This window comes from Nonomuraea sp. NPDC049725 (assembly GCF_040674795.1).
GTDB lineage: Bacteria > Actinomycetota > Actinomycetes > Streptosporangiales > Streptosporangiaceae > Nonomuraea > Nonomuraea ceibae.
Map to the genome: position 1 here is coordinate 393,143 of NZ_JBFANJ010000008.1, position 24,095 is coordinate 417,237.

The following is a 24,095-nucleotide window of genomic DNA, read 5'->3' on the forward strand; positions in this document are numbered from 1 at the left end:
TCCACGGCCCCACTCCTGGCGCGTGTGACGACTTCCGGGGGATCAGGGTCCGTTCACGGGAGCCGGCGGTCGTCGCTTCGCTCCGGGGGCGATCACAGAGGGTCGCGGCCGGAGATCACCCGTGCGCCCGGCGGGCAGGCCTCGCACCAGGGGCGGGCAATGGAAGAGGTCGCCGATATGTGCTCGGGGGTACACACATCGACGACCTCTATCGGAGAATCGGTGGGCCTTACGCCCGCGTTACAGGGTTTCTCCGATAATTTTCCGCTATCGCAAAGTTGGGGCTCCAGCGGTCCTCGATGACGGTCGGTTACCTGCCGAATACGGCAACATGGGGCAACGCCTCACACGAACCCCCAGGGATGGACTAGTGACGACCTCAGATCCGGTCTACCTGCGTGTCGTTGAAGACATTCGACGGCAGATCAACGACGGTACCCTTCCTCCTGGCGCGCCCATTCCTTCCCGGGCGCAGCTGACCCGCAAGTATCAGGTCGGCGAGACCGCGGCTCGTCACGCTCTGCGTGTGCTGGCGGGTGAAGGTCTCATCATCGGCCGCGTGGGTTCGGGCCATTACGTCAAGGAACGGCCTGATCTCTCATCGCTGCACCGATGGCGGTTCCTTGATCACCCTACGCCCTTCGCAGCGGATCTCCAGTCCCAGGGGCGGCGCGTGACGTGGGATTGGTACAGCGAACCCGCCGAGGCGGGGCCCGACCTCGCCCGGCGGCTCCGGGTGGATCGGACGGCCACCTTGACCAAGACGCGTTACGTCTTCCGGGGCGACGGGCGGCCGCTCCAGCTCGCGACCGCGTACGAGCCGCTGGAGTTCGCGCCGCACACCGAGGAGGAGCGGCGCAGTCTGGCCGCCAGGCTGGACGCGCACGGGATAAAGATCACCGAAGTCGTCGAGAGCATCCACACCCGGGTTCCCGAGCCCCGGGAGAGCGAGGTTCTGGACCTGTCGGCCGGTGTCCACGTCCTGCATGTCGAGCGGACCCACTGGGCGGGCGACCGGCCGGTGGAGACCAGCGACATCATCATCCCGGGCGACCGGTTCAAGATGGTGTACAGCATGCCCGTCTGAGGCACCCTGGGCCACTGCCGTGTCCCGACATCTCCGCCTATCCGCCACCGCCCGCCACACCGGCACGTCCCCGAACGCGGACGCCGGCCGGCCAGCAGGCAGACGCCCGCCCGGAGGTTGTCGGTGGTCGTTGATAGAACCGTGCAGGAGGTGGGGGATGTGCGCGTCAAAGACCTGCCGCGACGGGAGCGGCCCCGTGAGCGGCTCATGGACAGCGGCGCCGGGGCGCTGGCCGATCGCGAGCTGCTGGCGGTGCTGCTCGGCTCGGGGTTTCGCGGGATGAGCGCGATGGATCTGGCCGCGCGGGTCATCGCACACTGCGGCGACCTCGACGGGCTGGCCAGGTCGGAGCCGCATCGGCTGCTGGCCGTTCCGGGGGTGGGGCCGGCGAAGGCGGCGCGGGTGGCGGCGGCGTTCCATCTCGTACGGCGGGCCGACGCCGAGCCCGAACGCGTGCGCATCACGGGCACACCCGACCTGGCGGCGGTCGCGGCACCGCTGCTGCGCGGGCACGCGTACGAGAGGCTGGTGCTGGTCGTGTGCGACGGCCGGGGGGCGGTGCTGCGACGGACGGTGATGAGCGAGGGCGGCACCGACCACACGATGGTGCCGGTGCGGGAGATCGTCACGGCGGTGCTGACGGCGAGTGGCGCGGCGTTCGGGATCGCGCACAACCATCCGAGCGGCTGCCTGGAGCCGAGCGACGACGACGTGGTGGCGACGGGGCGGCTGAGGGATGCCGCCGAGACGGTGGGGCTGCGGTTCCTCGACCACCTCGTCATCACGGACACGGCGTGGCGGCGCGTGGCGGCTCCAGCAAGTCCGGCGGGTGGCGCGATGGCGGCATGACGGGACCGCGGCCCAGCGCGGCCGACGGCCGGGGTTGCGCCCAGGGAGCCGGGGTGATGAAGACGGGTTATTGCCGCAGGTCACCCGATAGCGCGCGATCCCTACGAAAGCGCTGAAGCCCCGTCGCCCCGCATACCCCCGTGGCATTCTGAGTCCGCGGGTCGGCCGTTGAGGACGTCAGGCGGCCGATTACTCGTAGTGTGTGGCCGCACGGCCTCCCGGAAGGACGTGCGGCCATGTTGCCTGCTGCCGGGCACCCATCAGCCGCATCCGAAGGCAACCGGCCCGGTTGATGGTGACGGGCCAGTCGGCCCGGCGGCAGGCATTCCTACGCGAACCGGTTGGCATGCCTGCTGGCCCAGTCGGCGAACGTACCGGGCGGCCTCCCGGTGAGCTCCGCCACGGTCGGCACCACCGTGTACGCCTCGGGCGGCGGGTTGCCCTGCCAGGCGGCGAGCAGGTCGATGAGCTCCTCCGCGTGCCCGGCCCGCCGCCAGCGCTCACGGGCCTCGGCCTCGGTCAGCTCGGCGAACTCCAGGTCCCGGCCGATCGTCCTGGCGATCACCGCCAGCCGTTCGCGCGGGGTCAGCGCCTCCGGGCCGGTCAGCGTGTAGACCTTGCCGGCGTGCCCGGGTTCGGCGAGCGTCACCGCGGCGACGGCCCCGACGTCGGCCTCGTCGACCATCGCCGCCGGCACGTCGCCGAACGGTTCACGTACAGTGCCCTCTTTCCGGATGGCATCTGCCCATCCGAGGGTGTTGCCCATGAAGTCGACGGGCTGGAGGCGGGTCCATTCGAGCGCGCTCGACTCGACGGCCTCCTCGACCGGGCCGAGCCGGCCGTTCCACAGCACGGTGGCGCGTCGTACGCCGGCCTTCAGCGCCAGCTCGACGATCTCGGGGCCGGTGGTGAGCGTGGCGTAGTCGTCGCCGCCGACGGTCAACAGGTGTACGCCGACGACGCCGGCCAAAGCCGGGCCCAGGGTCTCGGGTTTGGTGAGGTCACCGGCCACCACGTCCATCTCGGGCGGCAGATCGGCCGTGGCCGGGTTCCTGGTCAGGGCGCGGACCTGGTGTCCGGCTCGGAGCAAGTGGCTGACGACGTGGCGGCCGGCCTTTCCGGTGGCGCCTGTCACAAGGTAGGTCATGAGCATTCTCCATCTCGTCGGTCGATGTGACCGTAGAACCCCGACCTAACTTGAGGTCAACTGTGTCTTCTGCGGTTTGGAGGGGGGCTCCGGCGGACGAGCGATGGAGGCGCCGGAGCCCCCAAGGCCCTCGTGAGGCCCGGGCCCGTATCCAGACCTCACGAGGGCGTGGACCCGGCAGGTGCTGACGCGTTGGGATGACACCTGCCGGGGAATGGACAAGCCTGGACCTGAGCTTGCCCGGCGGTCATGGCTTCGCGACACTCTCGATCACTTGTGCGCAATGCCATGGGGTTCGGTGGCCCCTGCGGTCGCGGGACACAGGTGCTGCCCCTCCACAATCAGCAGACAGGCCCGCAGACGATCGACCTTTGGGCTCGATCGCGGAAGCTCCCGTGGACGATCGAATCGTCAACGTCCGCGTAGGTTCTGCAGATGAACCGCACGTCTTCCGCCCGGCTCAACGCGCAGCAGGAGAGCCGGCGGGGGCACAAGCAGCCGCTCGCCCAGACCCGACCGGACGGCACGCCGAGGGCGGCCGAGGCTGTCGCGTAGCGACGGGACCGCCGCGGTCAGCAGGCGGGCCCACAGCTCGTCGACCTTGGGGGCGCGGTCACGGGGGCTCTCGTCGACGATGGACTCGTCGCCGTTGACGTGGACCATGCGAATGAACCGCACGCCTTCCGCCTGGCACAGCTCGTAATACGGCACCTGGCACGGGCATGAGTAGTCGCGCACCCGGACCGGGCTGGGCCGGACGGCCTCGGGCGTCCAGACGATGGACAGCTCCTCGGCTCGGCCAGCCGGCACGTGACGGCCGTGCTCGTCATCCGTCTCCCAGAACATGCGCTCACTATAACCCCTCACCTATCTACTGGTCTAGTCCGTATCTATAGACCTAGTGAGCGTCTGTTTTGTGCATGCATGTCTACTTTCGTCTATAATCCGGGCGTGCTTGACCGTGAAGGGCCCGTACCCATCTACAAGCAGGTAGCCGATCTGATTCGCGAGCAGATCGAGCGAGGCGAGCTGAAGGCCGGCGACCCGGTGCCCAGCGAAGCCAAGCTGGAGAAGGACTACGAGATCGCGAGGACGACCGCGCGGCGAGTGGCGCGCGAGCTCCGCGAACAGGGCATGGCTTATACGATCCAGGGCGAGGGGACGTTCGTCGGCAGTCCTGGCGGTCCGCGTTCGGCGCGCAAGGTCCCGCTCTACCAGGCCATCGCCAACGAGATCGCCGAACGGATTCAGCGGGGCGAGATTCCGCCGAACCGCGCGATTCCCGGAGAAAAGGCGATGATGCAGCAATTCGGCGTCGCCAAGGTGACCGCCCGGCAGGCGGTCGCATATCTCAGGGAACAGGGATGGGTGTTCACCGTTCCCTATCGAGGGACTTTCGTCGCGCCGAGCGATAAGTGGCCCGCATCCACGTCCGAATGAATCCGGCGAGGTTCTAGCCTGACCTCATGCTCGATCGCGAGGGCGACACCCACCTCTATTTGCAAATTTCGGAAATCATCAGGTCGCGGGTCCTGCGTGGCTCGCCCGGCGATCCGGTGGCGAGCGAGGCGGACATCCAGCGGGAGTTCGGCGTGGCCCGCACCACGGCACGCAGGGCGATCCGGCGGCTGCGCGACGACGGGCTGGTTCACACGGTGCACGGCGAGGGCACGTACGTCGGCGCACCGGCCGCAGCACCCCGCGCACCCCGCAAAACGCCGCTATATCGGCAAATAGCGGAAGAGATCGCCCAGCACATCAGCCGCGGCACCTTCACCCCCAGGCGCGCGATCCCCGGCGAGGCCGCGCTCGTCCAGCAGTACGACGTCGCCCGCGAGACCGTACGACGGGCCGTGGCGCTGCTCAGGGAGCAGGGCTGGATCTACACGGTCCCGCAGCGGGGCAGTTACGTCTCCCCGAAGGAACAATGGCCGCCAGATAACGAAATATCACCCTAGCGGCCGCCGGCATTCCACGATTTCCAGGAAATGCCTGCGCAAGGGGGCGGGCAGGGAGGACAATCTTTTTGCGCGGCCATCGGCCCGGTCCCCTGTTGTACTGCGCCTTTCGAGGGGGGATCGCGATGGCCGCGCCGCTATTCAGAAATGAGCCGGAACGACAAACACACCACCGTCGTGTCGTCGTTCACCTCGTAACCCTCGGCGCGCCAATAGCGGCGGTGTGATTCCCGCCAGCCGTCGATCGACGTGTAGCCCTCGCCTTCCGATTCGGCGAACTCCCAGGGGACCTCGGCGAAGGGGACCTGGGTGACGGCGGTGACCTCGACGGTGGCGACCTGGGCGCCGGCGTCGCCGACCAGGGCCAGGCGCTCGCCGACGTGTTCCAGGGGCTCGTTCTCGGCGTGGTAGTCGAGTTCGAGCAGGCCGGCCGTGCCCTGCTTGGCGCCGGACAGGGCAAGGCCGGTCAGCCAGGTGCGCATCTCGCCGGGCGTGCCCAGCTCCAGCACCCGCAGGCCGTTCATACGTCCCCACATGCGCGGCATCGTACGCCACGAGGTCAGAACACCGGGATGATCTCCTCGGGGTCGACGAAGTCGACGGGGACGCCTTCCAGGTCGAGCTCGGGGATGGCGGGGAAGGCGATGCCCCAGCGTTCGACGATGGCGCGGACGCGGGCCATCGCCACGCGCCAGTTCTCCGCCTGCTCGTCGTAGGACAGCAGGCCGAGGCCGGCGTCGCGGGCGTGGTCCATCAGGACGCGGTGGTTGGCCAGGAAGTACGGGGGCAGCTCCCAGAACCCCTCGGGCGGCTCCCAGAGGATCATGGACAGGAAGACGAACCCGGCGCGCAATTGGCGGGTGATGAGGACGCGGGTGTCGTCGGTGAGGCCGGGCCATTCGTTCTCCAGGATCGTCATGCAGATCTGGAGGTGACGGGATTCGTCACGCCCGATGCGCTGGAACATCTCCTCGAACACCGGGTGCCGGGTGCCGGACGCCATTCCGCGGAACAATGTGGAGGCGGCCATCTCCCCCATCATGAAACTGGTGAACAGCACGGGCAGCGAATATTTGCCGACGGCGCTGTTGTAGCCGTTCCAGTAGCGGCCGCCGTTGTGGTAAAGCCAGCCGATGTTGTTGTGGGCGGCCTTTTCCAGGTCGTCGGACGGGGTCCAGTCGAGGGGTCCGCCGGGCCAGAGTTTGGCGATGGCGCGCTGGCAGCATTCCTCGTGGTTCATCTCGTCACGGGTGATCGAGAAGAAGCATTTCCTGACCGGGTCCTCCTCGTGCTTCTCGAACGCCTGGATGGTGGCGCGGGCGAAGACCGCCGGCCCCGAGGCGTCGAAGTTCGCCAGGACCGCGAACCAGTACATGATGCCGAGCCGCTGCTCGCGGGTGAAGTCGGCCGGGTCGAGCTCGTCCCAGGGCAGGTCGGCCGGGTTCCAGAGCATGCGCTTGGACTTCTCGTAGATGGCGGCGAGCTTCTCGGTCTCGACGCGCCATTCCATCGGGTAGATGTTCGGTTGCGGGATTTCCGGCGCGGGCCAGAAGCCGCCTTCGGGGATCGTGAGGTCCGCCATGTGACACCTCCACCCCCATCCTGCGGCCAGGCGTCACGGCTTTCAAGTACGGGCGCGCTGCGTGATGGCGACGCACACGAGCACGGCCAGTGCCGCGGCCACGGTGGCGAGGCCGAACCGCTCCCCCATGAGGAACCATGCCCACACGAGCGTGAGCAGCGGCTGGGTGAGCTGGGTCTGTCCGGCTCTGGCGATGCCGCCCCTGGCGAGGCCCGCGTACCAGGGGAAGAAGCCGAGGAACATCGAGACGAGGCCGACGTAGGCGAGCCCGGCGAGGGAGGCGGGGGTGGGCGTGACGGGGGTGGTGAGGGCCAGGACGGCGGTGACGGGCGCGGTAACGGGGAGGGACAGGACGAGCGCGTACGAGATCACCTGCCAGCCGGGGGTGGTGCGGGAGAGCGTGCCGCCCTCGGTGTAGCCGACGGCGGCGGAGAGCAGCGCGCCCACCAGGAGGAGGTCTGGCCAGGCGGCGCCGGAGCCGCCCTGGGTGAGGGTGAAGACGGTGATGGCGACGGCGCCGGCGGCGCAGGCGGCCCAGAAGAGCGGGCGGGGGCGCTCGCCGGCGCGCAGGACGGCGCAGGCGGCGGTGGCGGCGGGCAGCAGGCCGATCACGACGGCGGCGTGGGCGGTGCCGGCCCCGAGGTCGAGGGCCAGGCCGCTGAGGACGGGGAAGCCGAAGACGACGCCGAGGGAGATGAGCAGGTACGGGCGCGGGTTTGGCGGGATGAGGGGCAGGCGGGCGGCCTTGAGGCAGATGACGGCGACGACGCCGGCGATGAGGGCGCGGCCGATGGCGACGAGCCAGGGGTCGAAGCCTTCCATCGCGTAGACGGTGGCGGGGAAGGAGCCGGAGAAGGCCAGGACGCCGAGGAAGGCCAGTGCGGTGCCCCGGCGGGCGTCGGGGGCGGGGACCGCTACTGCGGTCGTGGCGATAGCGCTATCCTGTTCCTTCATGGACAACGATAGCAGTATCGCCACGATCGCCGCGATCCTGCGGGAGGAGGCGGGGCGGCTGCGGCCCGGCGATCGGCTGACGCCGAGCCGGGAGATCGTGCGGCGGCACGGCGTGAGCCCGGTGACGGTGTCGCGGGCGCTGGGGCAGCTCGCGGCCGAGGGCACGGTGGTGACCCGGCCGGGCAGCGGCGCGTTCGTGGCGGCCCGGCGGGAGTGGGCGCCCGACGCGGCCGACTTCTCCTGGCAGACGGTGGCGCTCGGCGACCGGGCGGTGTCCGGGGAGCCGGTGGAGGCACTGCTGGGGGCCGCGCCGGAGGGGGTGGTGCCGCTGACCGGCGGCTACCTGCATCCGGGCATCCGGCCGGACCGTCAGCTCGCGGCCGCGGCGGCGCGGGCGGCGCGCAGGCCGGACGCGTGGGCGATGCCGCCGCTGAGCGGGCTGGCGGAGCTGCGCGGCTGGTTCGCCAAGCAGGCGGGCGGCGACGTGACGGCCGCGGACGCGCTGATCGTGAGCGGCGGGCAGGCGGCGCTCACCCACGCGCTGCGGGCGCTGGCCGCGCCGGGCACGCAGGTGCTGGTGGAGACGCCCACCTACCCCGGCGCGCTGGCGGCGGCGAAGGCGGCCGGGCTGCGGGCCACCGGCGTGCCGATCGACCGCGACGGGGTCCGGCCCGACCTGCTGGCGGAGGCGTTCGCGGTGTCGGGGGCGCGGGTGTTCCTGTGCCAGCCGACCCTGCACAACCCGACGGGCGCGACGCTGACGGAGGAACGCCGCCAGCAGGTGCTGGAGGTGGCCAGGGCGGCCGGGGCGTTCGTGATCGAGGACGACTACGCCCGCTACCTGACCGCGTCCGCGCCGCCGTCGCTGGTGTCGGCGGACGCGCACGGGACCGTGGTGCACATCCACTCGCTGACCAAGATCCTGTCGCCGAGCATGCGGGTGGCGGCGGTCGTCGCCCGGGGCCCCGCGGCGCACCGGCTGCGGGCCGGGCAGCTCGTGGAGTCGTTCTTCGTGGCGCGGCCGTTGCAGGAGACGGCGCTGGAGTTCGTCGGCTCGCCGGCCTGGCGGCGGCATCTCGGCGCGGTGCACGCCGAGATCGCGGCCCGGCGTGACGCGCTCGCCGCCGCGCTGGCCGCGCGGATGCCGCAGGCGCCGCCGCTCCTGGTGCCGGGCGGCGGCATGCACCTGTGGCTGCGGCTGCCACCGGAGACGGACGAGCACGCCCTGGTGGAGGCCGCCAAGCGCCACGGCGTGCTGGTGAGCCCGGGGCGCATGTACTACCCGGCCGAGCCGCCCGGCCCGCGCGTGCGCGTCACCCACATGGCTCCGGCGAACCTGCCGGAGCTCGCCGAGGGCGTGAGCCGGCTGGCGCGGGCCCTGCGCGCGCCCGGCTGATCACGCGGCGAGTAGAGTGGCCCCATGCTGGTGGCGGCGGAGTTGGTGCGTGACTTCGTGAACACCTATGACGTCGAGTCCGACGCCGACGATCTGGGCACTCCCTCCGAGCTGGGCGTCTGGCTGCGCGAGCGCGCGCTGGCCGGGCCCCGCGACCGCGCCACCGACGACGACCTGGCGACCGCGATCGCGCTGCGCGAAGGGTTGCGCGCGGCGCTGCGGCGGCTGCCCGGCGCCGGCCCGCCCGAGCTGCCGCGCCTGCCGCTCACCGTGGTGATCGGCTCGCGGCCCGGCCTGGCCCCGGTGGCGGGCGGCGTGCCCGGCGCGCTGGCCAGGATCGCCGCCGCGGCGACCGACGCCTCGTGGGACCGGCTCAAGGTGTGCGCGGAGGACACCTGCCAGTGGGCGTTCATCGACGCCTCCAAGAACCGTTCCCGCTCGTGGTGTTCGATGAGGGTCTGCGGTAACCGCACCAAAACGCGCGCATACCGGGCCAGGAAGCAGGGTTCGCGTCGTCTCCAACCTTCAAACACCGATACGGTGTAACTCGTGCCTCGTGGCATGAACAGCAGTCGAAGGAGCGGGCCGAGATGGCAGACGTAGGCGTCCGGGCGGCCCGGCGCGAGGATGTTCTCCAAGTGGCGAATGTTCAGGTCCGCGCCTGGCGCTACGGCTACCGGGACTTCCTGCCCGAGGGTCCCCTCGAGCAGATGACCGGCCCGGCGGCCGAGAAGATGTGGCTGCGCCAGTGGGACGAGGCGATCGTCGCCCCGCCAACCTCACGGCATCGCGTGCTGGTCGCGGTGGAGACCATCCTCGACACCGAGGGCTTCCCCGCGCTGGGCGCCGGCGGCAACGCCGCCCCGGCCACGCCGCGCGGCGGCGAGCGAGTGGTGGGCCTGGCCTCCCACGCGCCGGCCGAGGACCCCGACCTCGACCCGACGGTCGTGGCCGAGATGCTGACGCTGCTGGTCGACCCCGACTTCGTCCGGCGCGGCCACGGCAGCCGCCTGCTCAACGCCACCGTCGACCACCTGCGTGAGGACGGCTACCGCCAGATCGTCACCTGGGTGTTCGCCGACAACTACGCGGTCCTCGGCTTCCTGGAGTCGGCGGGCTGGGGCGAGGACATGGCCGAGCGGGTGCTCGACATGGGCCGCCCGATCCGCATGGTCAGGCTCACGACGGACATCAGCTGATGCCCACCCCCGCACAATGGCTGGCCGGCGCGCGCCCGCGCACGCTGCCGAACGCCGTCGTCCCCGTCATGGCGGGCACCGGCGTGGCGATCGGCGAGGGCGGCTTCGTGTGGTGGCGCGCGATCCTGGCGCTGCTCGTCGCGCTGCTCCTGCAGATCGGCGTCAACTACGCCAACGACTACAGCGACGGCATCCGCGGCACCGACGACCAGCGGGTCGGGCCGATGCGCCTGGTGGGCTCGCGGGTGGCCACGCCGCCGCAGGTGCTCGCCGCCGCGCTCGGCAGCTTCGCCGCCGCGGCGGTGTTCGGGCTGGTGCTGGTGCTGGTCACGCAGGCGTGGTGGGTGCTCCTGGTGGGCGCCGCGGCCATCGCCGCGGGCTGGTTCTACACCGGGGGCAAGAGGCCGTACGGCTACCGCGCGCTGGGCGAGGTGTCGGTGTTCGTGTTCTTCGGGGTGGTGCCGGTGGTCGGCACCGCGTTCGTGCAGACCGAGCAGCTCACCTGGGCGGCGCTGGTGGCGTCGGTGCCGGTCGGGCTGCTGTCGTGCTCGATGCTCGTGGTCAACAACCTGCGTGACGTGGGCACCGACGCGGAGTCCGGCAAGCGGACGCTCGCGGTCGTGCTCGGCGCGCCGCGCACCCGTCACCTGTACGCCGCCTGCCTCGTCCTGCCGTTCGCGGTGGCGCTGGCGATGACGCCGGTCGCGCCGGCCGCCGCGCTCGCGGTGCTGGCCGCCCCGCTGGCGATCGCGCCCGTGCGCGCGGTGCTCGGCGGCGCCGCCGGTCCGGCGTTGATCACGGTGCTGCAGCAGACCGGCAAGCTCCAGCTCGCCTACGGGCTGCTCCTCGCGATCGGCCTGGCCCTGACGCTGTAGCCGTCCGGCATGATGGAGTCAGTATCCAGGGAGGGGAGCCACGTGCGCCACGACAAGACCCCCGATCTGGGCGTGACCGCGGGGCCCGGCGCCGGGGTGCGAGGGGCGATCGCGGGCAACCTGCGCCGCACCCGGCTGGCGCGCGGCCACAGCGTGCGGGAGCTGGCCGACCTGACCGGGGTGAGCAAGGCGCTCATCTCGCAGATCGAGCGCGGGGTGGCCAATCCGACGATCGAGGTGCTGACCCGGCTGGCGGCGGCGCTGCGGCTGACGTTCGCCGAGCTGACCCGTACGCATCCGGCGGGGCCCGAGGTGATCCGGCGCGGTGAGGGCGAGGCGGTGATGACCGGCGACACGGCGGTGCGCAGCCTGTTCGACGCGCCGGACCGGCGGCGGTTCGAGCTGGCGGAGGGGCTGCTGCCGCCGGCGACGCGCAGCGCCAAGAGCGCGCACGGGCGCGGCTCGATGGAGCACGCGTACGTGGTGTCGGGCGAGGTGACGGTGGCGACCGACGCGTGGTCGGTGACGCTCGGCGAGGGTGACGCGCTGCGCTTCGCCGCCGAGTACGACCACGTCTACGCCACCGGCGAGCTGGCCTGCCGGGTGCTCACGCTGATCTCCTTCTCCGACGACTGACGACGGCTGACGACTGACGACGACTGACGACTGACGACTGACGACTGAGCACCCAGATCAGCCGGGCCAGCGGCTGGTCCCGTCGGGCACGCTGGCCAGCAGGTCGCGCGTGTAGGGGTGGCCGGGCTCGTCCAGCACCCGGTCGACGGGGCCGCTCTCGACGCACTCCCCCGCCTTCAGCACGTACAGCCGGTCGGCGAGCTGGCGGACCACGGCGAGGTCGTGGGTGATGAACAGCATGCCGGTCGACAGCCGCTCGCGCAGGCCGGCGAGCAGGCCGAGGACCTGCGCCTGGACGGAGACGTCGAGGGCGGAGACGGGCTCGTCGCAGACGAGCAGCGCTGGTTCGCCCGCCACGGCGCGGGCGATCGCGACGCGCTGGCGCTCGCCGCCGGACAGGTTGGCGGGGCGCAGGGCGGCCAGGGCGGGGTCGAGGCCGACGAGCTCCATGAGCGCGGCCACGTCGGCGGGGCGGCCGTCGGCGACGAGCGCCTCCTTGAGCGTGGCGCCGACCGTGCGGGCGGGGTTGAGGGTCGAGTACGGGTCCTGGAAGATCATTTGTGCGGTGCGGCGGGCCTGGCGGACGGCCTCGCGCGACATGCGGGCGTAGTCGGAGCAGTCGCGTCCGCCCAGCAGGATCGTCCCGGCGTCGGGGCGTTCGAGGCCGGTCACGCAGCGGGCCAGCGTGGTCTTGCCGGAGCCCGACTCGCCGACGACGGCGACGATCTCGCCCGGGGCGACGGTCAGGCTCACCCCGGCGAGCGCGGGCCTGGCCGAGCCGGGGAAGGTCTTGCGCAGATCGCGCAGGTCGAGCACCGGCTCTGCGGCGGCCCGTACGGGCGCGGCCACGCCGAGCGGGGGCGCGGGGGCGGCGGGCAGGTCGCCGGCCCGCACGCAGGCCGACAGGCGGCCGGCGTCCCCGGCAGGGCGGAGCGGCGGGACGCCCGCGCGGCACTCGGCCAGGGCGAGAGAGCAGCGGTCGGTGAAGGCGCACTGCCCGGCGACCGCGTCGTGGGCGGGGACCGAGCCGGGGACGGCCGGGATGGCGGCCAGGCGGCGGTCGGCGGGCGGCTCGGCGGCCAGCAGCGCCCGCGTGTAGGGGTGGCGCTGCTCGCGCCGCAGGTCGGCGGCCCGGCCCACCTCCATGACGCGCCCGGCGTACATGACCACGACGCGGTCGCACATGCTGAACGCCAGCCGCAGGTCGTGCGTGATGAGCAGGAACGTCATGTCCCGCTCCCGCTGCACGCGCCGGATGAGGGCCAGCACCTCCCGCTGCGTGGTGGCGTCCAGAGCGGTGGTCGGCTCGTCGGCGAGCAGCACGCGGGGCGCGGCGGCGAGCGCGGCGGCCAGCCCGACACGCTGGCGCATGCCGCCGGAGAGCTGGAACGGGTAGCGCCCGGCCACGTCGGCGGGCAGCCCCACCTCGGCCAGCAGCCGGGGCACCTCGGTCTTCGGGTCGGCGCCGCGCGGCAGCCCGTCGGCGATCTGCTTGCCGGCCTTGCGCAGCGGGTTGAGCAGCGTGAACGGGTCCTGCATGAGCAGGGAGACGGTGGAGCCGCGCTGCCGCCGCTGGGCGCGCGGGTCGTCGTCGACGCGCCGCCCGCCGACCTCCACCAGCCCGGACGCCTCCAGCCCGGCGGGCAGCAGGCCGAGCACGGCCCGCGCGGTGAGCGACTTGCCCGACCCGGACTCGCCCACGATCGCCACCGACTCCCCCGGCGCGACGTCGAAGGTCACCTCGGAGAGCAGGGTCCGGCCGGTGGCGGGCTGGCGTACCGACAGTCCCTCGACGCGCAGCATGTCAGCGTGCCCTTCCGCGCCGGTCGACGCGCTCGTGCAGCCAGTCGCCCACGATGTTGAGCGCGGCGGCGGTGGCGATGACGGCCAGGCCGGGGGCGATGACGGCCCACGGGTTGGCCAGGAGCTGGGTGCGGTTGTCGGCCAGCGTGCGCCCCCAGTCGGGCGACCCGGCGGCCACGCCGAGGCCGAGGAACGACAGCGACGACAGCGACACCAGGGCGTAGGCGAAGTTGAGGAAGGCGTTGGCCAGGGCGACGGAGGCGATGTTGGGCCAGATGTGGCGGGTCATGATGCGCCAGGCGGACAGGTTCTTGAGCACGGCGGCCTCGATGTAGGGCCGGTGGCGCTGTTCCAGCACGGCGCCGCGCACCACCCGGGTGTCGGTGGGCGCGAACAGGACGACGAGCACCGCGATGGCCAGGCCGTAGCCGCCGCCGAGCACTCCGGCGACGACGATGGCGACGAGCAGCGCGGGCAGCGAGAACATCAGGTCGGCCCAGCGCATGGCCAGGGTGTCGGCCCAGCCGCCGAAGTAGCCGGCGGCCAGCCCGATCAGGTTGCCGATGAGCATCGAGCCGGCGGCGACGGCGAACGCGCCGGGCACGGCCGTGCGCGCCCCGGCGATGAGCAGGTCGAGCACGTCGCGGCCGAGGTCGTCGGTGCCGAGCGGGTGGCCGGGGCCGGGGCCGGTGATGCCGGTCATCAGGTCCTGGTCGGTGGCGCCGGGCACGAGCCAGGGCGCGAACGCGGCGGCGGCGGTGACGGCGGTGAGCACGGCCAGGGCGGCCCACACGCTGATCGGGGTCCGCTTCACGACGCGCCTCCGCCGAGCCGTACGCGGGGGTCGGCGAGCGCGTACCCGATGTCGACGAGCAGGTTGACGGCGGCGATCAGCAGGGTGAGCAGGAGCGCGAGCGCCTGCACGACGGGCACGTCCTTGAACGTGACCGAGTCGACGAGCAGCGATCCGAGGCCGGGCAGCGCGAAGACGACCTCCACGAGCACGGTGCCGGCCAGCATGCCGGTGACGACGAGCCCGGCGGCGGTGAGCATCGGCACGAGCGAGTTGCGCAGCGCGTAGCCGAGCACGACGGGCGCGGCCAGGCCGCGGGCGCGGGCGAAGACCACGTAGTCCTGGTCGAGCTCGCGGACGAGCGCGGCGCGGCTGAAGCGCACCAGCATGCCGACGGCGCCGACGGCCAGCGCGGCGGCCGGCAGCGTGAGGTGCCAGAGCTGGTCGGCGAGCCCTTCGCCGGTGCCGTAGCCGGGGAACCAGCCGAGCCACCCGGCGAACACGACGAGCAGCAGCAGCCCGACGGCGAACGGCGGCGCGCTCAGCCCGGCGACGCCGGCTGTCACCACGAGCCGGTCGGCGGCCCGGCCGCGCCGCAGCGCGCCGAGCACGCCGAGCGGGATGCCGGCGAGCGCGGCCAGCAGCGTGCCGTAGGCGGTCAGGGCGAGCGTGAGCGGCACCCGGTCGGCGAGCATGCCGGAGACGGGGGCGCCGGTCCTGATGGAGGTGCCGAGGTCGCCGCGCAGCACGTCGCCGAACCAGCGCAGGTACTGCACGGTGACGGGGTCGCCGAGGTGGTAGCGGGCCTGGATCGCGGCGATGGTCTCGGCGGTGGCGGGCCGGGTGCCGAGCAGCGTCTGCTGGACGGAGCCCGGCGCGAGGTAGAGCAGTCCGAACACCCCCGCCGACAGGAGCAGCACCACGACGGCGGTGCCCGCGAGCCTGCGCAGGGCGAAGCGGCCCCACCCCATCACAACACCCCGCCCCCGGTCAGCCAGCCGATCACGCGCTCGGCCGCGTCCGCGCGGTGCGCGTCTTCCACCAGCTCGTGACCCTCCCGAGGGTAGACGACGAGCTGGGTGCTCACTCCGGCCACCGACCAGGCGCGATAGAGCTGTTCGGCCTGGCCGACGGGGGTGGTCCGGTCCTGGTCGCCGTGCAGGACGAGCGTCGGGGTGGTGACGTTCGCGGCGTGATGGACGGGCGAGCGGGCGGCCAGGAACTCGCGGCCCTCGGGGGTGGCCGGGTCGGCGCCCGCGTGGTAGAGCGGGTCGAAGCCGCCGCCCAGGTTGCTGCCGGTGGAGAAGCTCAGCCAGTCGCTCACGCCCGACAGCACGACCGCCGCGCGGAAGCGCCGGGTCCGGGTGACCGCCCAGGCGGTGAGGTAGCCGCCGTAGCTCAGGCCCATGATCGCCATCCGGCCGGGGTCGGCGACGCCGGTCGCGGTCAGGTGGTCGACCCCGGCGAGCACGTCGGCCAGGTCCGCCTCGCCGAACCGGCCGATGACGGCGCGGGCGTAGTCCTGGCCGCGCCCGCTGCTGCCGCGCGGGTTGGGCAGCAGCACGGCCGCTCCGGCGTGCGCGAGCGGCACGGCGAGCTGGTTGGACTCGGCCGGCGCGAACGAGCTGGACCAGAGCCAGGTGGGCCCGCCGTGCGCGATGACGACCAGCGGCCGGGGCCCGTCGCCCGGCGTGGTGAGCAGCAGCCCGGAGACGGGCAGGCCGTCGTGGCCGGTCCAGGTGATCTCCTCCTGGCTCACCGCGAGCGGGGCCAGGGCGGCGTTGAGCGCGGTGACCGGCTTCCAGTCGCCGTCGGCCAGCGCGGCGACGGCGACCTCGGGCGGCTGCCCGGGGCTCTCCCAGCAGGCCGCCACCAGCGTGCCGGACCGGTCGGGCGACAGGGACGGCTGGCCGTCGCGCCCGCCGATCGTGCCCCGGGCGGTCCAGCGGTGGATCACCCGGCCGCCGGTGTCGAGCACGCCGCCGTGCACGCCGGTGCCGTCCCAGCCGGTGAACCAGAGCGTACGCTCGTCCAGCCAGCCGAGGTCGGTCACGTCGTCGATGTCGCCCAGACGGCTCACGCCGCCGCCGTCCAGGTCCACGTACAGGATGCGCCCGGAGACGATCGACAGGCCCTCGACCACGACGGCGGCGCGCCCGCCCGGGGCCAGCCTGGGCCTGCTGAGCTGCCACGCGGTGCGGTGCAGGGTGCGGAGGCCGGTGTCGTCGATCAGGTCGAGGCGGGGCCGGTAGTAGCCCGCCGGGGTCTCGTCGGCGGAGGTGACCGCGAGCGCGCGGCCGTCGCGCCAGTCGGCGTCCCACACCGTGGGGGCCGGCAGCGGCCGGGGCGTGGCGTCGCCGACGCGGAACCGGACCAGCCGCCGCAGCCGCCCGCCCGGCACCCGCACGAACGGGTCGCCCGGGTCGGGCACGCGCAGGCCGAGGTGGCTGCCGTCGCGCTCGCTGCCGGGATCGGCCAGGCGGACGAGCACGGTGCCGTCGCCGCCGGGGATCAGGTCCTCGATCTCGCCGGTGACGCGGGCCTGCCAGAGCGGCTCCAGCGTGGTGCCGTGCCTGACCTCGACCCGGTCGCCGCCGGCCGCGAGCAGCAGCCGTCCGTCGGGCAGCCAGCGGGTCAGCGCCTGCGGCTCGCCGCCGGGCACCGGCCGCCGCTCGCCGTCGAGGGCCAGCACGTACGCGCGCGTCCCCAGCACGCAGGCCACGCGGTCGCCGTCCGGATGCAGCGCCACCGACTCCGGGTAGCGCAGCCCGGCCAGCTCCCGGTGGACGTCGAGCGGCCCCATCAGCGGGCGGTCAGGTTCGCGGCCCACGGGCCGACGAAGAAGTACGGGCCGAACTCCCCGGTGGTGACGGCCGGGCCGAACGCGGTCGCGGCCTCGCCCCACCACAGCGGCTGGTACGGGACGTCGGCGGCGGCCTTGACCAGGGCCTGGCCGAGCAGCTTGCCCCGGGCGGCGTCGTCGGTGCTCGCCTTGGCCTCGTCCAGGAGCCTGCTCACCTCGGCGTCGTCGTACTCGGCGATGTTGGTGCCGTTCTCGCCTCGGGCCGAGCGGTGCAGGAGCTGCTGGGCGTACTCGGCGGGGTCGCCGGTGGTGGCGAAGTACCAGCCGAGGTAGATGCCGGAGGCGTGCTTGCCGAGGTCGGCGATCCACTGCTCCAGCGGCACCTCCTTGACCTCCAGCGTGATGCCGAGGCTCTTGAGGTTCTGCGCCAGGGTGAGGGCGGCGCGGCCGAGCTGGGGGCCGCTGCTGGGGTAGGAGAGCACGTCGGTGAAGCCCTGCGGGGTGGCCGACCGCGCCAGCTCGGCCTTGGCCGCGGCCAGGTCGAACCCGTACTGGGGGATGCTCGCGTACAGGGCGGTCACCTCGTCGGGCGGCAGCACGCCGCCCCACTGGGCCGGGTCGGGGATGGTGGCGGCGACCTGGGCGTGGCCGCGCAGCACGCTCCTGACGACGCCCTCGCGGTCGATGGCGTGGGCGACGGCCTTGCGGACGTGGATGTCGTCCCACGGCGCCTTGGCGGTGTTGAAGGCGAGCGTGACGAGGGAGCGGTCGGCGGCCGTCCTGAGCTCGACGCCGGAGATCGTCTTCCACTGGTCGATCTGCTCGGCGGGCACGTTGAGCGCGACGTCGAGCTCGGCGCCGCGCATGGCGAGCAGCCGGGTCGACTCCTCGGGGATGAAGTCGATCCTGATCTGCCGGAACGGCGCCTTGCCGCCCCACCAGCCGTCGTTGCGCTCCAGCGTCACGTGCGAGTCGGGGGCGAACTCGGCCACCTTGTACGGGCCGGTGCCGAGCAGCTTGCCCTCGGGGGTGCCGATGCGCTCGCCGGTGGCCTGGATGAACTTCTCGCTCGTCACCAGCAGCGTGCCGGGCGAGGGCGTCCAGGCGAACGACGCGTCGGGGTTCTTGAGCCTGATGGTGATCTCGGCGTCACCGGTGGCCTCGATCGTCTCGACGCCCGCGTAGGCGTAGGCGAAGCCGCTGGTGGAGCCCTTCTTGGCGTGCAGGTCGAGGCTGGCCAGGACGTCGGCGGCGGTCATCGGGCTGCCGTCGGAGAACGTCACGCCCTTGCGCAGCGTGTAGACGTAGGTGGTGGCGTCCTTCCTGGTCCAGGATTCGGCCAGGGAGGGCTGGAGGCTGCCGTCGCTGCCGACGCCGACCAGGGCCTCCTGGACGAGCAGGGCGACGACGTAGTTCATGATGCCCGACTCCTTGGCGGCGTCGAGCGAGCCGATGGACGACGGCAGCGCGACGCGCAGCACGTCCTGACTCTGCCGCTGCGGCTCGGCGCCGCCGGGGGCGTCGTCGCTGCCGCAGGCGGCGAGGGCCGCGAGACCGCTCACGAGGGCGGCCGCCCGCAACAGAGAGCGCCGGGAGAGGGGGAGTTCGGTCACCGGTGGACCCTACTTTCACGTGTCCGGTCAACCCGCCTAGCTGCAGTGTCTACCGGTAACATTCAATTGGCACATGAGAGTATTCGCTGCCTCGCCCGCGGGTCAAACCCACCGTTCGAATGGGGAATACATGATCACCGTCTACAGCGCCCCCTGGTGCGGCCACTGCCAGCGCCTCAAGGGCCAGCTCGGCCGCGCCGGCATCCCGTACACCGAGGTCGACGTGGACGAGACGCCCGGCGCCATCGAGCTGATCACCGAGCTGGGCGGCGGCTCCTGGCTCATCCCCACCGTCGTGCTCCCGGACGGCTCCGCCCTCGTGAACCCCTCGATCCAGGAGATCCAGGACGCGATCACAGTTCGATAACACGCGGTATTGGGCCTCCGGAACGATGCATCCTCGTTTCTGGAGGGACAATGCCCGATATCGCAATGCTCTCGGACGCTCCCGCCAATTGGCGCGGCGACCTTCTCCAGTTTCGGCGTTACGTCGATCCGCTCGTTTCGGTCATCACCAATCCCCAGACGGAAACACCCTTTACGATCGGTGTTTACGGCGCGTGGGGCAGCGGGAAATCCACCCTGCTCGACATGGTGAACGAACGGCTGCTCGACCGGCACGGCGACGCCTTCGTCCGGGTGCACTTCAACCCCTGGGTCCACCGGCGCGAGCCCGAGATGCTGCTCCCCCTCCTCAACGCGCTGCACGACGAACTCGACAAGGACCCCGCCCGCCGTTTCGCCGGCACCGTCAAGCGCCTCGGCCTCATCATGCTCAACCTCGCCGCCGACGAGATGCTGAAGAAACTCAGCCTGACCTCGGTCAGCGTCGAGAAGATCGGCAACCTGGCCCGGCAGTACGCCGAGATGCGCGGCCGCGTCGACAGCCAGACCGGCCGCCTGCGCGGGCTGCTCCAGGAGGAGGCCGACCGCCTCGCCGCCCAGGGCAAGAAGATCGTGTTCTTCGTCGACGACCTCGACCGCTGCGAACCCGACCAGATCATCGACGTGCTGGAGTCCATCAAGCTGTTCCTCGACCTCAAACACGTCTTCGTCCTGATCGCCCTGGCCAAGGACGTCGTCAACCGCGGCATCTCGGTCAAGTATCAACCGTTCGGCTTCCCCGAGGCCGACCACGCCGCCATCGGCGACGACTACCTCGACAAGATGATCCAGCTCCCGCTGCACCTCTACCCGCTCGGCCCCGCCGAGGTCGGCCGCTTCATCCACGCCTCAGGCCCCGGCGCCCTCGCCGCCAGGCACGCCGCCACCCTGGAGAAGATCGTCACCCCGAACCCCCGCAAGATCAAACGGGTGCTCAACCTCCTGCGCGTGACCGAGGCGGTCATCGAGGCCACCCCCGGCCTCGCCGCCCTCCACACCGACCTCATCGTCCGCCTCGTCGTGCTCCGCGTGCAGAGCCCCGACCTGTTCGCCGACGTCGTCCGCCACCCCGACCTCCTCGTCGCGCTCGAACTCGTCCACCAGGACCGGCTCGTCCTCGACGTCGCCCAGGGCTTCCAGACCCGCTTCCGCGGCCGGGCCGACCAGATCCAGCACCTGGCCAGGGCCTACCACGGCAAGCACGACTTCTACCCGCACCTGTTCACCGGCTCCGCCTTCGAGGCGTCGGCCGCCGACCTGCCGGCCTACCTGACGATGATCGGCGGCTGAGGCATGGACATCGGCGAGGTCCGCTACGAGCTGTACGGCCTCCGGTCCGGCAACCCGTACGTCTGCCGCCCGCTGGACGCCGTCAGCCTGGACGCCGACCACGAGCTGTTGCTGCCGCTGGCCGGGTTCATCCAGCTGCCCGCGATCGAGACGGCCGTGCGGGAGGCCGCCGACGCCGGGCGCCCGGCCTTCTTCCTCATCACCGGGGTCGGCAAGAGCGGGCGGACCTCGCTGGCCAACCACATCATGCACCTGTATCGGAAGGCCACCTCGACGGGCCCCGGGCACACGTTCGTCACCCACCGCGCCGGGCGCACCGACATGACGCACGACGCCTACGCCATGATGTGCTCCACCCTGCTCTCGCTGCGCAACAAGATGAACGCCGCGGCCATCAGCGTCCCGCCCGACCTGCGCGCCCGCTTCACCGAGCTGAGCCGGCGCACCACCGCCGACCGGATGGACGACTACGACCTCCAGGACATCGCCGGTTCGATCGGCGCCACGTTCGCGGGCCGCGAGGCGGGCTTCGGGGTCTGCTACGAGGACGTGCCCACCAAGAAGCTGATCACCCTGGCGACCCGGGTCTTCGAGGACACGGCCTGCGTCGTCGTGTTCACCGTCGAGACGTACGACCACGCCAACACCGTCCAGCTCACCAAGGCGGACCGGGAGCAGTTCGCCGGCCATGTCGTCGACCTCGGCACGCTGACCCCGGAGCAGATCTGCGAGCTGGCCACGGGCCGCTGGAACGGCCGGCCGCCCGCTCCCTTCCAGCCGGAGGGCGTCAAGAGCGCCTTCAGCGGACGCCCGTACACGATCGGCCAGGCCATGCGGCACCTGCAGCTGCTGCTCGACTTCCGGCTCAGCGAGTACGACAAGGACGATCCCTGGCCCACCGAGGGGCTGCACATGAGCGAGAGCTGGTTGCGGCTCAGGATGTGGCAGGGCGAGAAATGGAACGCGGGCTAGGAGGCTCCCATGGCCGGTCACCCCACGAGGAACCCGTTCCCCGCGCGCGGCACCTCCAGCGCGGAGGAGACCTCACGACGCGACTTCCGTGACGACTGGGCGCGGCACACCCCGACCGCGCTGCTGCCCGGCGTGCGCGGCGCGGTCCGTCTGTCCGGCGAGTACCTGCGCGCCTTCCGCGGCGGGGCCGCCGGCGAGGGCGGCCTCGGCTGCCTGTACGGGGCGCACGGGGTGGGCAAGACGCACGCCGCCCGGCACATGATGGCGCAGGCCGGGCGGGAGGCTCCCGAGGCGGTCCAGCTCTACCTGCGGTTCCAGGAGGACGACTTCGTCGCCGCCTACCGCCGGCTGGTGTCGCAGCTTCCGCAGACGCTGCTGACGGATCTGAACGAGCGCTACCTCGACCGGGTGTGGGAGGACCTGGTGGCCCGGGCCGGCGACCCGGATCTGGTCCCGTCCGGGCAGGTGCTGGAGGAGCAGGCCAAGGAGATCTCCGCGGTCGCGGGCAACGGGGCCGAGTTCCAGCGGGCGCTGTCGTTCCTGGCCAATCCCGGCTTCTCCGAGGCCGCCTACGACTGGCTGTGCGGCAGGCCGATCAGCACGGAGGCGGCCCTGGCCATCGGGGTGCGCGGGCAGCTCGACGACCCGGTGATGTGCCGCTACGGCGTGCAGTTGCTGACGGCGCTGATGACCGGGAGCGGCCGCCCGTTCATGGTGGTCCTGGACCAGTGCGAGAAGTTCCTCCTGGAGGACGGCGACCCGATCCCGGCGAACGTGGGCCTCCTGCAAAGCCTGGTCGAGGCGATCCCCCGGGCCGGCGGGATGCTGCTCCTGGTGACCAGCGAGGCGGGCTGGGACTGCGTGCCGCCCGACTTCCGCCAGCGGATCGGCGCCGGCGCCGTGCGGCTGCTGCCGCTCACCCCGGACGAGGCCAGGCTGGTGCTGTCGGCGTATCTCGCGACGCCGACGCCGGACATCCGGCCGTTCACCGACTCCGGCCTGCTGGCGCTGCTGCGCCACAGCGGCGGCAACGTCCGCCTGCTGCTGCAGCTGAGCTGGGCGAGCTTCGAGGACGCCGAGCCCGGCGCGGCCGTCGGCGCCACGGCGGTCGACGCCGCGGCGGCCCGGCACGGCCGCTCGCCCGACCTCCCGGGGCTGGAGATGCTCGTGGAGGCGAAGCTGCTGGCCGCCGGGCTGACGGCGGAACGCGGCAGGACCGACGGCGGGGCGACCGAGTTCTGCTTCCCCGGCGGGCGTGCTCCCCGCGCCGTGATCAGGCTGAGCGAGGCCATCTTCTTCGACGACGAGGCCGCGCGCGCGACCGAGCTGGTCCGCCTGAGCAGGAAGGCCAGGTCGGGCGGCAACCCTGTCTTCACCGCGCTCGTCGTCACCGGCTACGTCAGCCCCGCCGTGCTGGACCACCTGCGCAAGGCCGTGCACCGGGTGCTGGTGGCCGACGGCTCGGCCGTGTTCTCGCGCGGGCTGGACGCGGTCCTGGCGGAGATCGGCCACGTGCTCGCCGGCGACGAGCAGCCCGTACGGGATCCCGGTGAGCTCGACGAGACCCTGCGAGCGCTGACGGCCTCGCTGGAGCACCTGAACTCCGTACGCCGCGAGGAGGCCGTCACGCTGCAGCGGAGCCTGGCCGAGGTGGCCGATCGGCTCGAACGCGGCGAGGAGAAGCCGGCGTCCGGCTGGCCGGCCAGGCGGGCGGAGCTGGCGGCGGCGATCGCCGAGGCCAGGCGGCGGCGCGCGACGTCCGACTGGGAGGAGTTCCGCAAGATCCGCGACGCGGTCGTGCTGTTGCGGCTGAACCGGATCAGGTGGCTGGCAGGGGCCTTGACGGCGGCCGTGGCGCTGGCCTTCGTGACGCTCGCGACCGCGTCGCAGCACCCCGGCCTGCTCGGGGCCGGTCTGGGGGCGGCGCTCGTCGCGGCGGCCGTGGCCGCCTACCACGGGAGCCGGTTGATCACCTCGCGCATCCGTCTCGCCGCCGTGCCGCTGGAGTCCAGGCGCGAGCTCGACCTGATCGCCCGGGAGCTGCGGCGGTACGCGGACCCGCGCTCCGCCGATCCCGTCTGCCGCTACGCCTACGCGCTCACCGAGGACCCGGACGACAACTACCGGCGGCTGGCGGCGGCCATGCTGGGCGAACCGCTCGCCCTCGTCCGGCAGGCCATCGGCCACCGGATGGCGGTGACCGAACGCTCCCCCGCGGACTGCGTGCCGGAGGTGCAGCGCGGGCTGCGCGAGCGGACCCCCGAGGTGCTGCTGCTCCTGGCGCGTGCCCAGCGGCACAGCGAGGTGGACCGGCCGCCGCGGGTGCTGCGCGACCTGCCTCCCGAGCTGCGCGTGCTGGTGGCCCTGGCCAACCCGGGCGCGCCCGACCTGGCCGACGGCGCGATCTCCCGGCATCCGGCGGAGCTGGTGCTGGCCGCGCTGGGCGTACGGGGCCCCGGGCACCCGCTGGCCAGGGCGCGCGGCGGGCCGCCCGGCAGCGTGCCGATCGAGATCCCGCGCAACGAGCTGAGAGCGGCGGCGCATCTCCTGTCGCCCCTGGAGCCCGACGGGCTCGGCACCTACGACTGGCTCCCGCTCGTCGCCGAAATCGACGGCCTGTACCTATTCTTCGAGGAATTGCTCTACCACCAGGAAGAAATGACTTCCAACCGGCCCAAATCTTGACTTGTCTTCCCTGTCGTGAGAGATAGGGAGGGGCGTAGCGCACAATCCGCGAAAGCGGAAGTCCTTGTC

At 72.3% G+C, this 24,095-nt stretch carries 23 protein-coding genes and 1 pseudogene; 14 read left to right on the top strand and 10 right to left on the bottom strand.

Translation table 11 applies throughout. The annotated features are described in order from the left end of the window. Positions 1-331: 331 nt before the first annotated feature. From AB0J53_RS23185 to radC, 3 genes and pseudogenes are all read left to right on the top strand, one after another. A pseudogene (locus AB0J53_RS23185) lies at positions 332-568 on the top strand (winged helix-turn-helix domain-containing protein); the annotation flags it as partial. Between the two features lie 105 nt (positions 569-673). Further along, positions 674-1,087, top strand: a complete 414-nt coding sequence (locus AB0J53_RS23190; RefSeq protein ID WP_364175655.1) for a UTRA domain-containing protein — start codon at positions 674-676, stop codon at positions 1,085-1,087. Positions 1,088-1,246: 159 nt separating this feature from the next. After that, entirely contained in the window at positions 1,247-1,936 is a 690-nt protein-coding gene (radC, locus tag AB0J53_RS23195; RefSeq protein WP_364175571.1) for a DNA repair protein RadC, read from the top strand. A 328-nt stretch (positions 1,937-2,264) separates the two neighbouring features. Here radC and AB0J53_RS23200 read toward each other — a convergent pair whose 3' ends face one another. Both AB0J53_RS23200 and AB0J53_RS23205 read right to left on the bottom strand, forming a co-directional pair. Further along, positions 2,265-3,083, bottom strand: coding sequence for an NmrA family NAD(P)-binding protein (locus AB0J53_RS23200; RefSeq protein ID WP_364175574.1), 819 nt, complete (start codon positions 3,081-3,083; stop codon positions 2,265-2,267). 411 nt (positions 3,084-3,494) lie between these two features. Then, positions 3,495-3,929 carry a hypothetical protein gene (locus tag AB0J53_RS23205; RefSeq protein ID WP_364175577.1) on the bottom strand — a complete coding sequence of 145 codons (435 nt, stop codon included), beginning with the start codon at positions 3,927-3,929 and terminating at the stop codon, positions 3,495-3,497. A 105-nt stretch (positions 3,930-4,034) separates the two neighbouring features. Between AB0J53_RS23205 and AB0J53_RS23210 the strand changes: the two genes are divergently transcribed. Then, positions 4,035-4,523 carry a GntR family transcriptional regulator gene (locus AB0J53_RS23210; RefSeq protein ID WP_364175580.1) on the top strand — a complete coding sequence of 163 codons (489 nt, stop codon included), beginning with the start codon at positions 4,035-4,037 and terminating at the stop codon, positions 4,521-4,523. A 26-nt stretch (positions 4,524-4,549) separates the two neighbouring features. Beyond that, complete coding sequence (locus tag AB0J53_RS23215; RefSeq protein ID WP_364175582.1) at positions 4,550-5,041, top strand: GntR family transcriptional regulator; 492 nt, start codon at positions 4,550-4,552, stop codon at positions 5,039-5,041. Positions 5,042-5,178: 137 nt separating this feature from the next. Here AB0J53_RS23215 and AB0J53_RS23220 read toward each other — a convergent pair whose 3' ends face one another. The 3 genes from AB0J53_RS23220 to AB0J53_RS23230 are packed head-to-tail and all read right to left on the bottom strand — an operon-like array spanning position 5,179 to position 7,577. After that, positions 5,179-5,577 (bottom strand): ASCH domain-containing protein, encoded by a 399-nt coding sequence (locus AB0J53_RS23220; protein ID WP_364175585.1) that lies wholly within the window; start codon positions 5,575-5,577, stop codon positions 5,179-5,181. Positions 5,578-5,600: 23 nt separating this feature from the next. After that, complete coding sequence (locus tag AB0J53_RS23225) at positions 5,601-6,623, bottom strand: hypothetical protein (RefSeq protein WP_219503440.1); 1,023 nt, start codon at positions 6,621-6,623, stop codon at positions 5,601-5,603. A gap of 42 nt (positions 6,624-6,665) precedes the next feature. Beyond that, positions 6,666-7,577 carry a DMT family transporter gene (locus AB0J53_RS23230; RefSeq protein ID WP_219503443.1) on the bottom strand — a complete coding sequence of 304 codons (912 nt, stop codon included), beginning with the start codon at positions 7,575-7,577 and terminating at the stop codon, positions 6,666-6,668. On the opposite strand from AB0J53_RS23230, the gene AB0J53_RS23235 reads away from it, so the two are divergent. The 5 genes from AB0J53_RS23235 (at position 7,576) to AB0J53_RS23255 (ending at position 11,683) form a co-directional block, all read left to right on the top strand. Beyond that, positions 7,576-8,973: a PLP-dependent aminotransferase family protein gene (locus AB0J53_RS23235; RefSeq protein WP_364175589.1), complete on the top strand. Its 1,398-nt coding sequence runs from the start codon at positions 7,576-7,578 to the stop codon at positions 8,971-8,973. The two genes, AB0J53_RS23230 and AB0J53_RS23235, sit on opposite strands and share 2 nt — an antisense overlap. A 24-nt stretch (positions 8,974-8,997) precedes the next feature. Further along, on the top strand, positions 8,998-9,519 hold the full coding sequence (locus tag AB0J53_RS23240) for a CGNR zinc finger domain-containing protein (protein WP_219503450.1): 522 nt from the start codon (positions 8,998-9,000) through the stop codon (positions 9,517-9,519). Positions 9,520-9,611: 92 nt separating this feature from the next. Beyond that, complete coding sequence (locus tag AB0J53_RS23245; protein WP_308125698.1) at positions 9,612-10,172, top strand: GNAT family N-acetyltransferase; 561 nt, start codon at positions 9,612-9,614, stop codon at positions 10,170-10,172. Continuing rightward, positions 10,172-11,047: a 1,4-dihydroxy-2-naphthoate polyprenyltransferase gene (locus tag AB0J53_RS23250; protein WP_219503456.1), complete on the top strand. Its 876-nt coding sequence runs from the start codon at positions 10,172-10,174 to the stop codon at positions 11,045-11,047. Before AB0J53_RS23245 ends, AB0J53_RS23250 begins: the two co-directional genes overlap by 1 nt. Before the next feature lie 42 nt (positions 11,048-11,089). Then, entirely contained in the window at positions 11,090-11,683 is a 594-nt protein-coding gene (locus AB0J53_RS23255) for an XRE family transcriptional regulator (protein WP_364175593.1), read from the top strand. Positions 11,684-11,740: 57 nt separating this feature from the next. On the opposite strand, the gene AB0J53_RS23260 is transcribed toward AB0J53_RS23255, so the two are convergent. Genes AB0J53_RS23260 through AB0J53_RS23280 form a run of 5 tightly spaced genes read right to left on the bottom strand, consistent with a single transcriptional unit; the run spans position 11,741 to position 18,695 of the window. Further along, the gene (locus AB0J53_RS23260; RefSeq protein ID WP_364175597.1) at positions 11,741-13,486 is read right to left on the bottom strand and encodes a dipeptide ABC transporter ATP-binding protein; all 1,746 of its coding nucleotides are present in this window, start codon (positions 13,484-13,486) and stop codon (positions 11,741-11,743) included. Position 13,487: 1 nt separating this feature from the next. Next, on the bottom strand, positions 13,488-14,300 hold the full coding sequence (locus AB0J53_RS23265; RefSeq protein ID WP_364175599.1) for an ABC transporter permease: 813 nt from the start codon (positions 14,298-14,300) through the stop codon (positions 13,488-13,490). After that, entirely contained in the window at positions 14,297-15,250 is a 954-nt protein-coding gene (locus AB0J53_RS23270; RefSeq protein ID WP_357585317.1) for an ABC transporter permease, read from the bottom strand. Before AB0J53_RS23270 ends, AB0J53_RS23265 begins: the two co-directional genes overlap by 4 nt. Then, positions 15,250-17,109, bottom strand: coding sequence for a S9 family peptidase (locus tag AB0J53_RS23275; protein WP_364175602.1), 1,860 nt, complete (start codon positions 17,107-17,109; stop codon positions 15,250-15,252). Before AB0J53_RS23275 ends, AB0J53_RS23270 begins: the two co-directional genes overlap by 1 nt. Further along, positions 17,082-18,695 carry an ABC transporter substrate-binding protein gene (locus AB0J53_RS23280; RefSeq protein ID WP_364175605.1) on the bottom strand — a complete coding sequence of 538 codons (1,614 nt, stop codon included), beginning with the start codon at positions 18,693-18,695 and terminating at the stop codon, positions 17,082-17,084. Before AB0J53_RS23280 ends, AB0J53_RS23275 begins: the two co-directional genes overlap by 28 nt. 130 nt (positions 18,696-18,825) lie before the next feature. Here AB0J53_RS23280 and AB0J53_RS23285 point away from each other — a divergent pair, with 130 nt between their 5' ends. The 4 genes from AB0J53_RS23285 (at position 18,826) to AB0J53_RS23300 (ending at position 24,026) form a co-directional block, all read left to right on the top strand. Further along, a complete protein-coding gene (locus AB0J53_RS23285) occupies positions 18,826-19,062 on the top strand; it encodes a glutaredoxin domain-containing protein (RefSeq protein ID WP_364175608.1) in 237 nt (78 codons plus the stop codon). A gap of 65 nt (positions 19,063-19,127) precedes the next feature. Next, the gene (locus tag AB0J53_RS23290) at positions 19,128-20,369 is read left to right on the top strand and encodes a P-loop NTPase fold protein (RefSeq protein ID WP_246644500.1); all 1,242 of its coding nucleotides are present in this window, start codon (positions 19,128-19,130) and stop codon (positions 20,367-20,369) included. A gap of 3 nt (positions 20,370-20,372) precedes the next feature. Further along, positions 20,373-21,341, top strand: a complete 969-nt coding sequence (locus AB0J53_RS23295) for a hypothetical protein (protein ID WP_364175610.1) — start codon at positions 20,373-20,375, stop codon at positions 21,339-21,341. Positions 21,342-21,350: 9 nt separating this feature from the next. Continuing rightward, positions 21,351-24,026: a BREX system ATP-binding domain-containing protein gene (locus AB0J53_RS23300; protein ID WP_364175613.1), complete on the top strand. Its 2,676-nt coding sequence runs from the start codon at positions 21,351-21,353 to the stop codon at positions 24,024-24,026. Positions 24,027-24,095 lie beyond the last annotated feature (69 nt).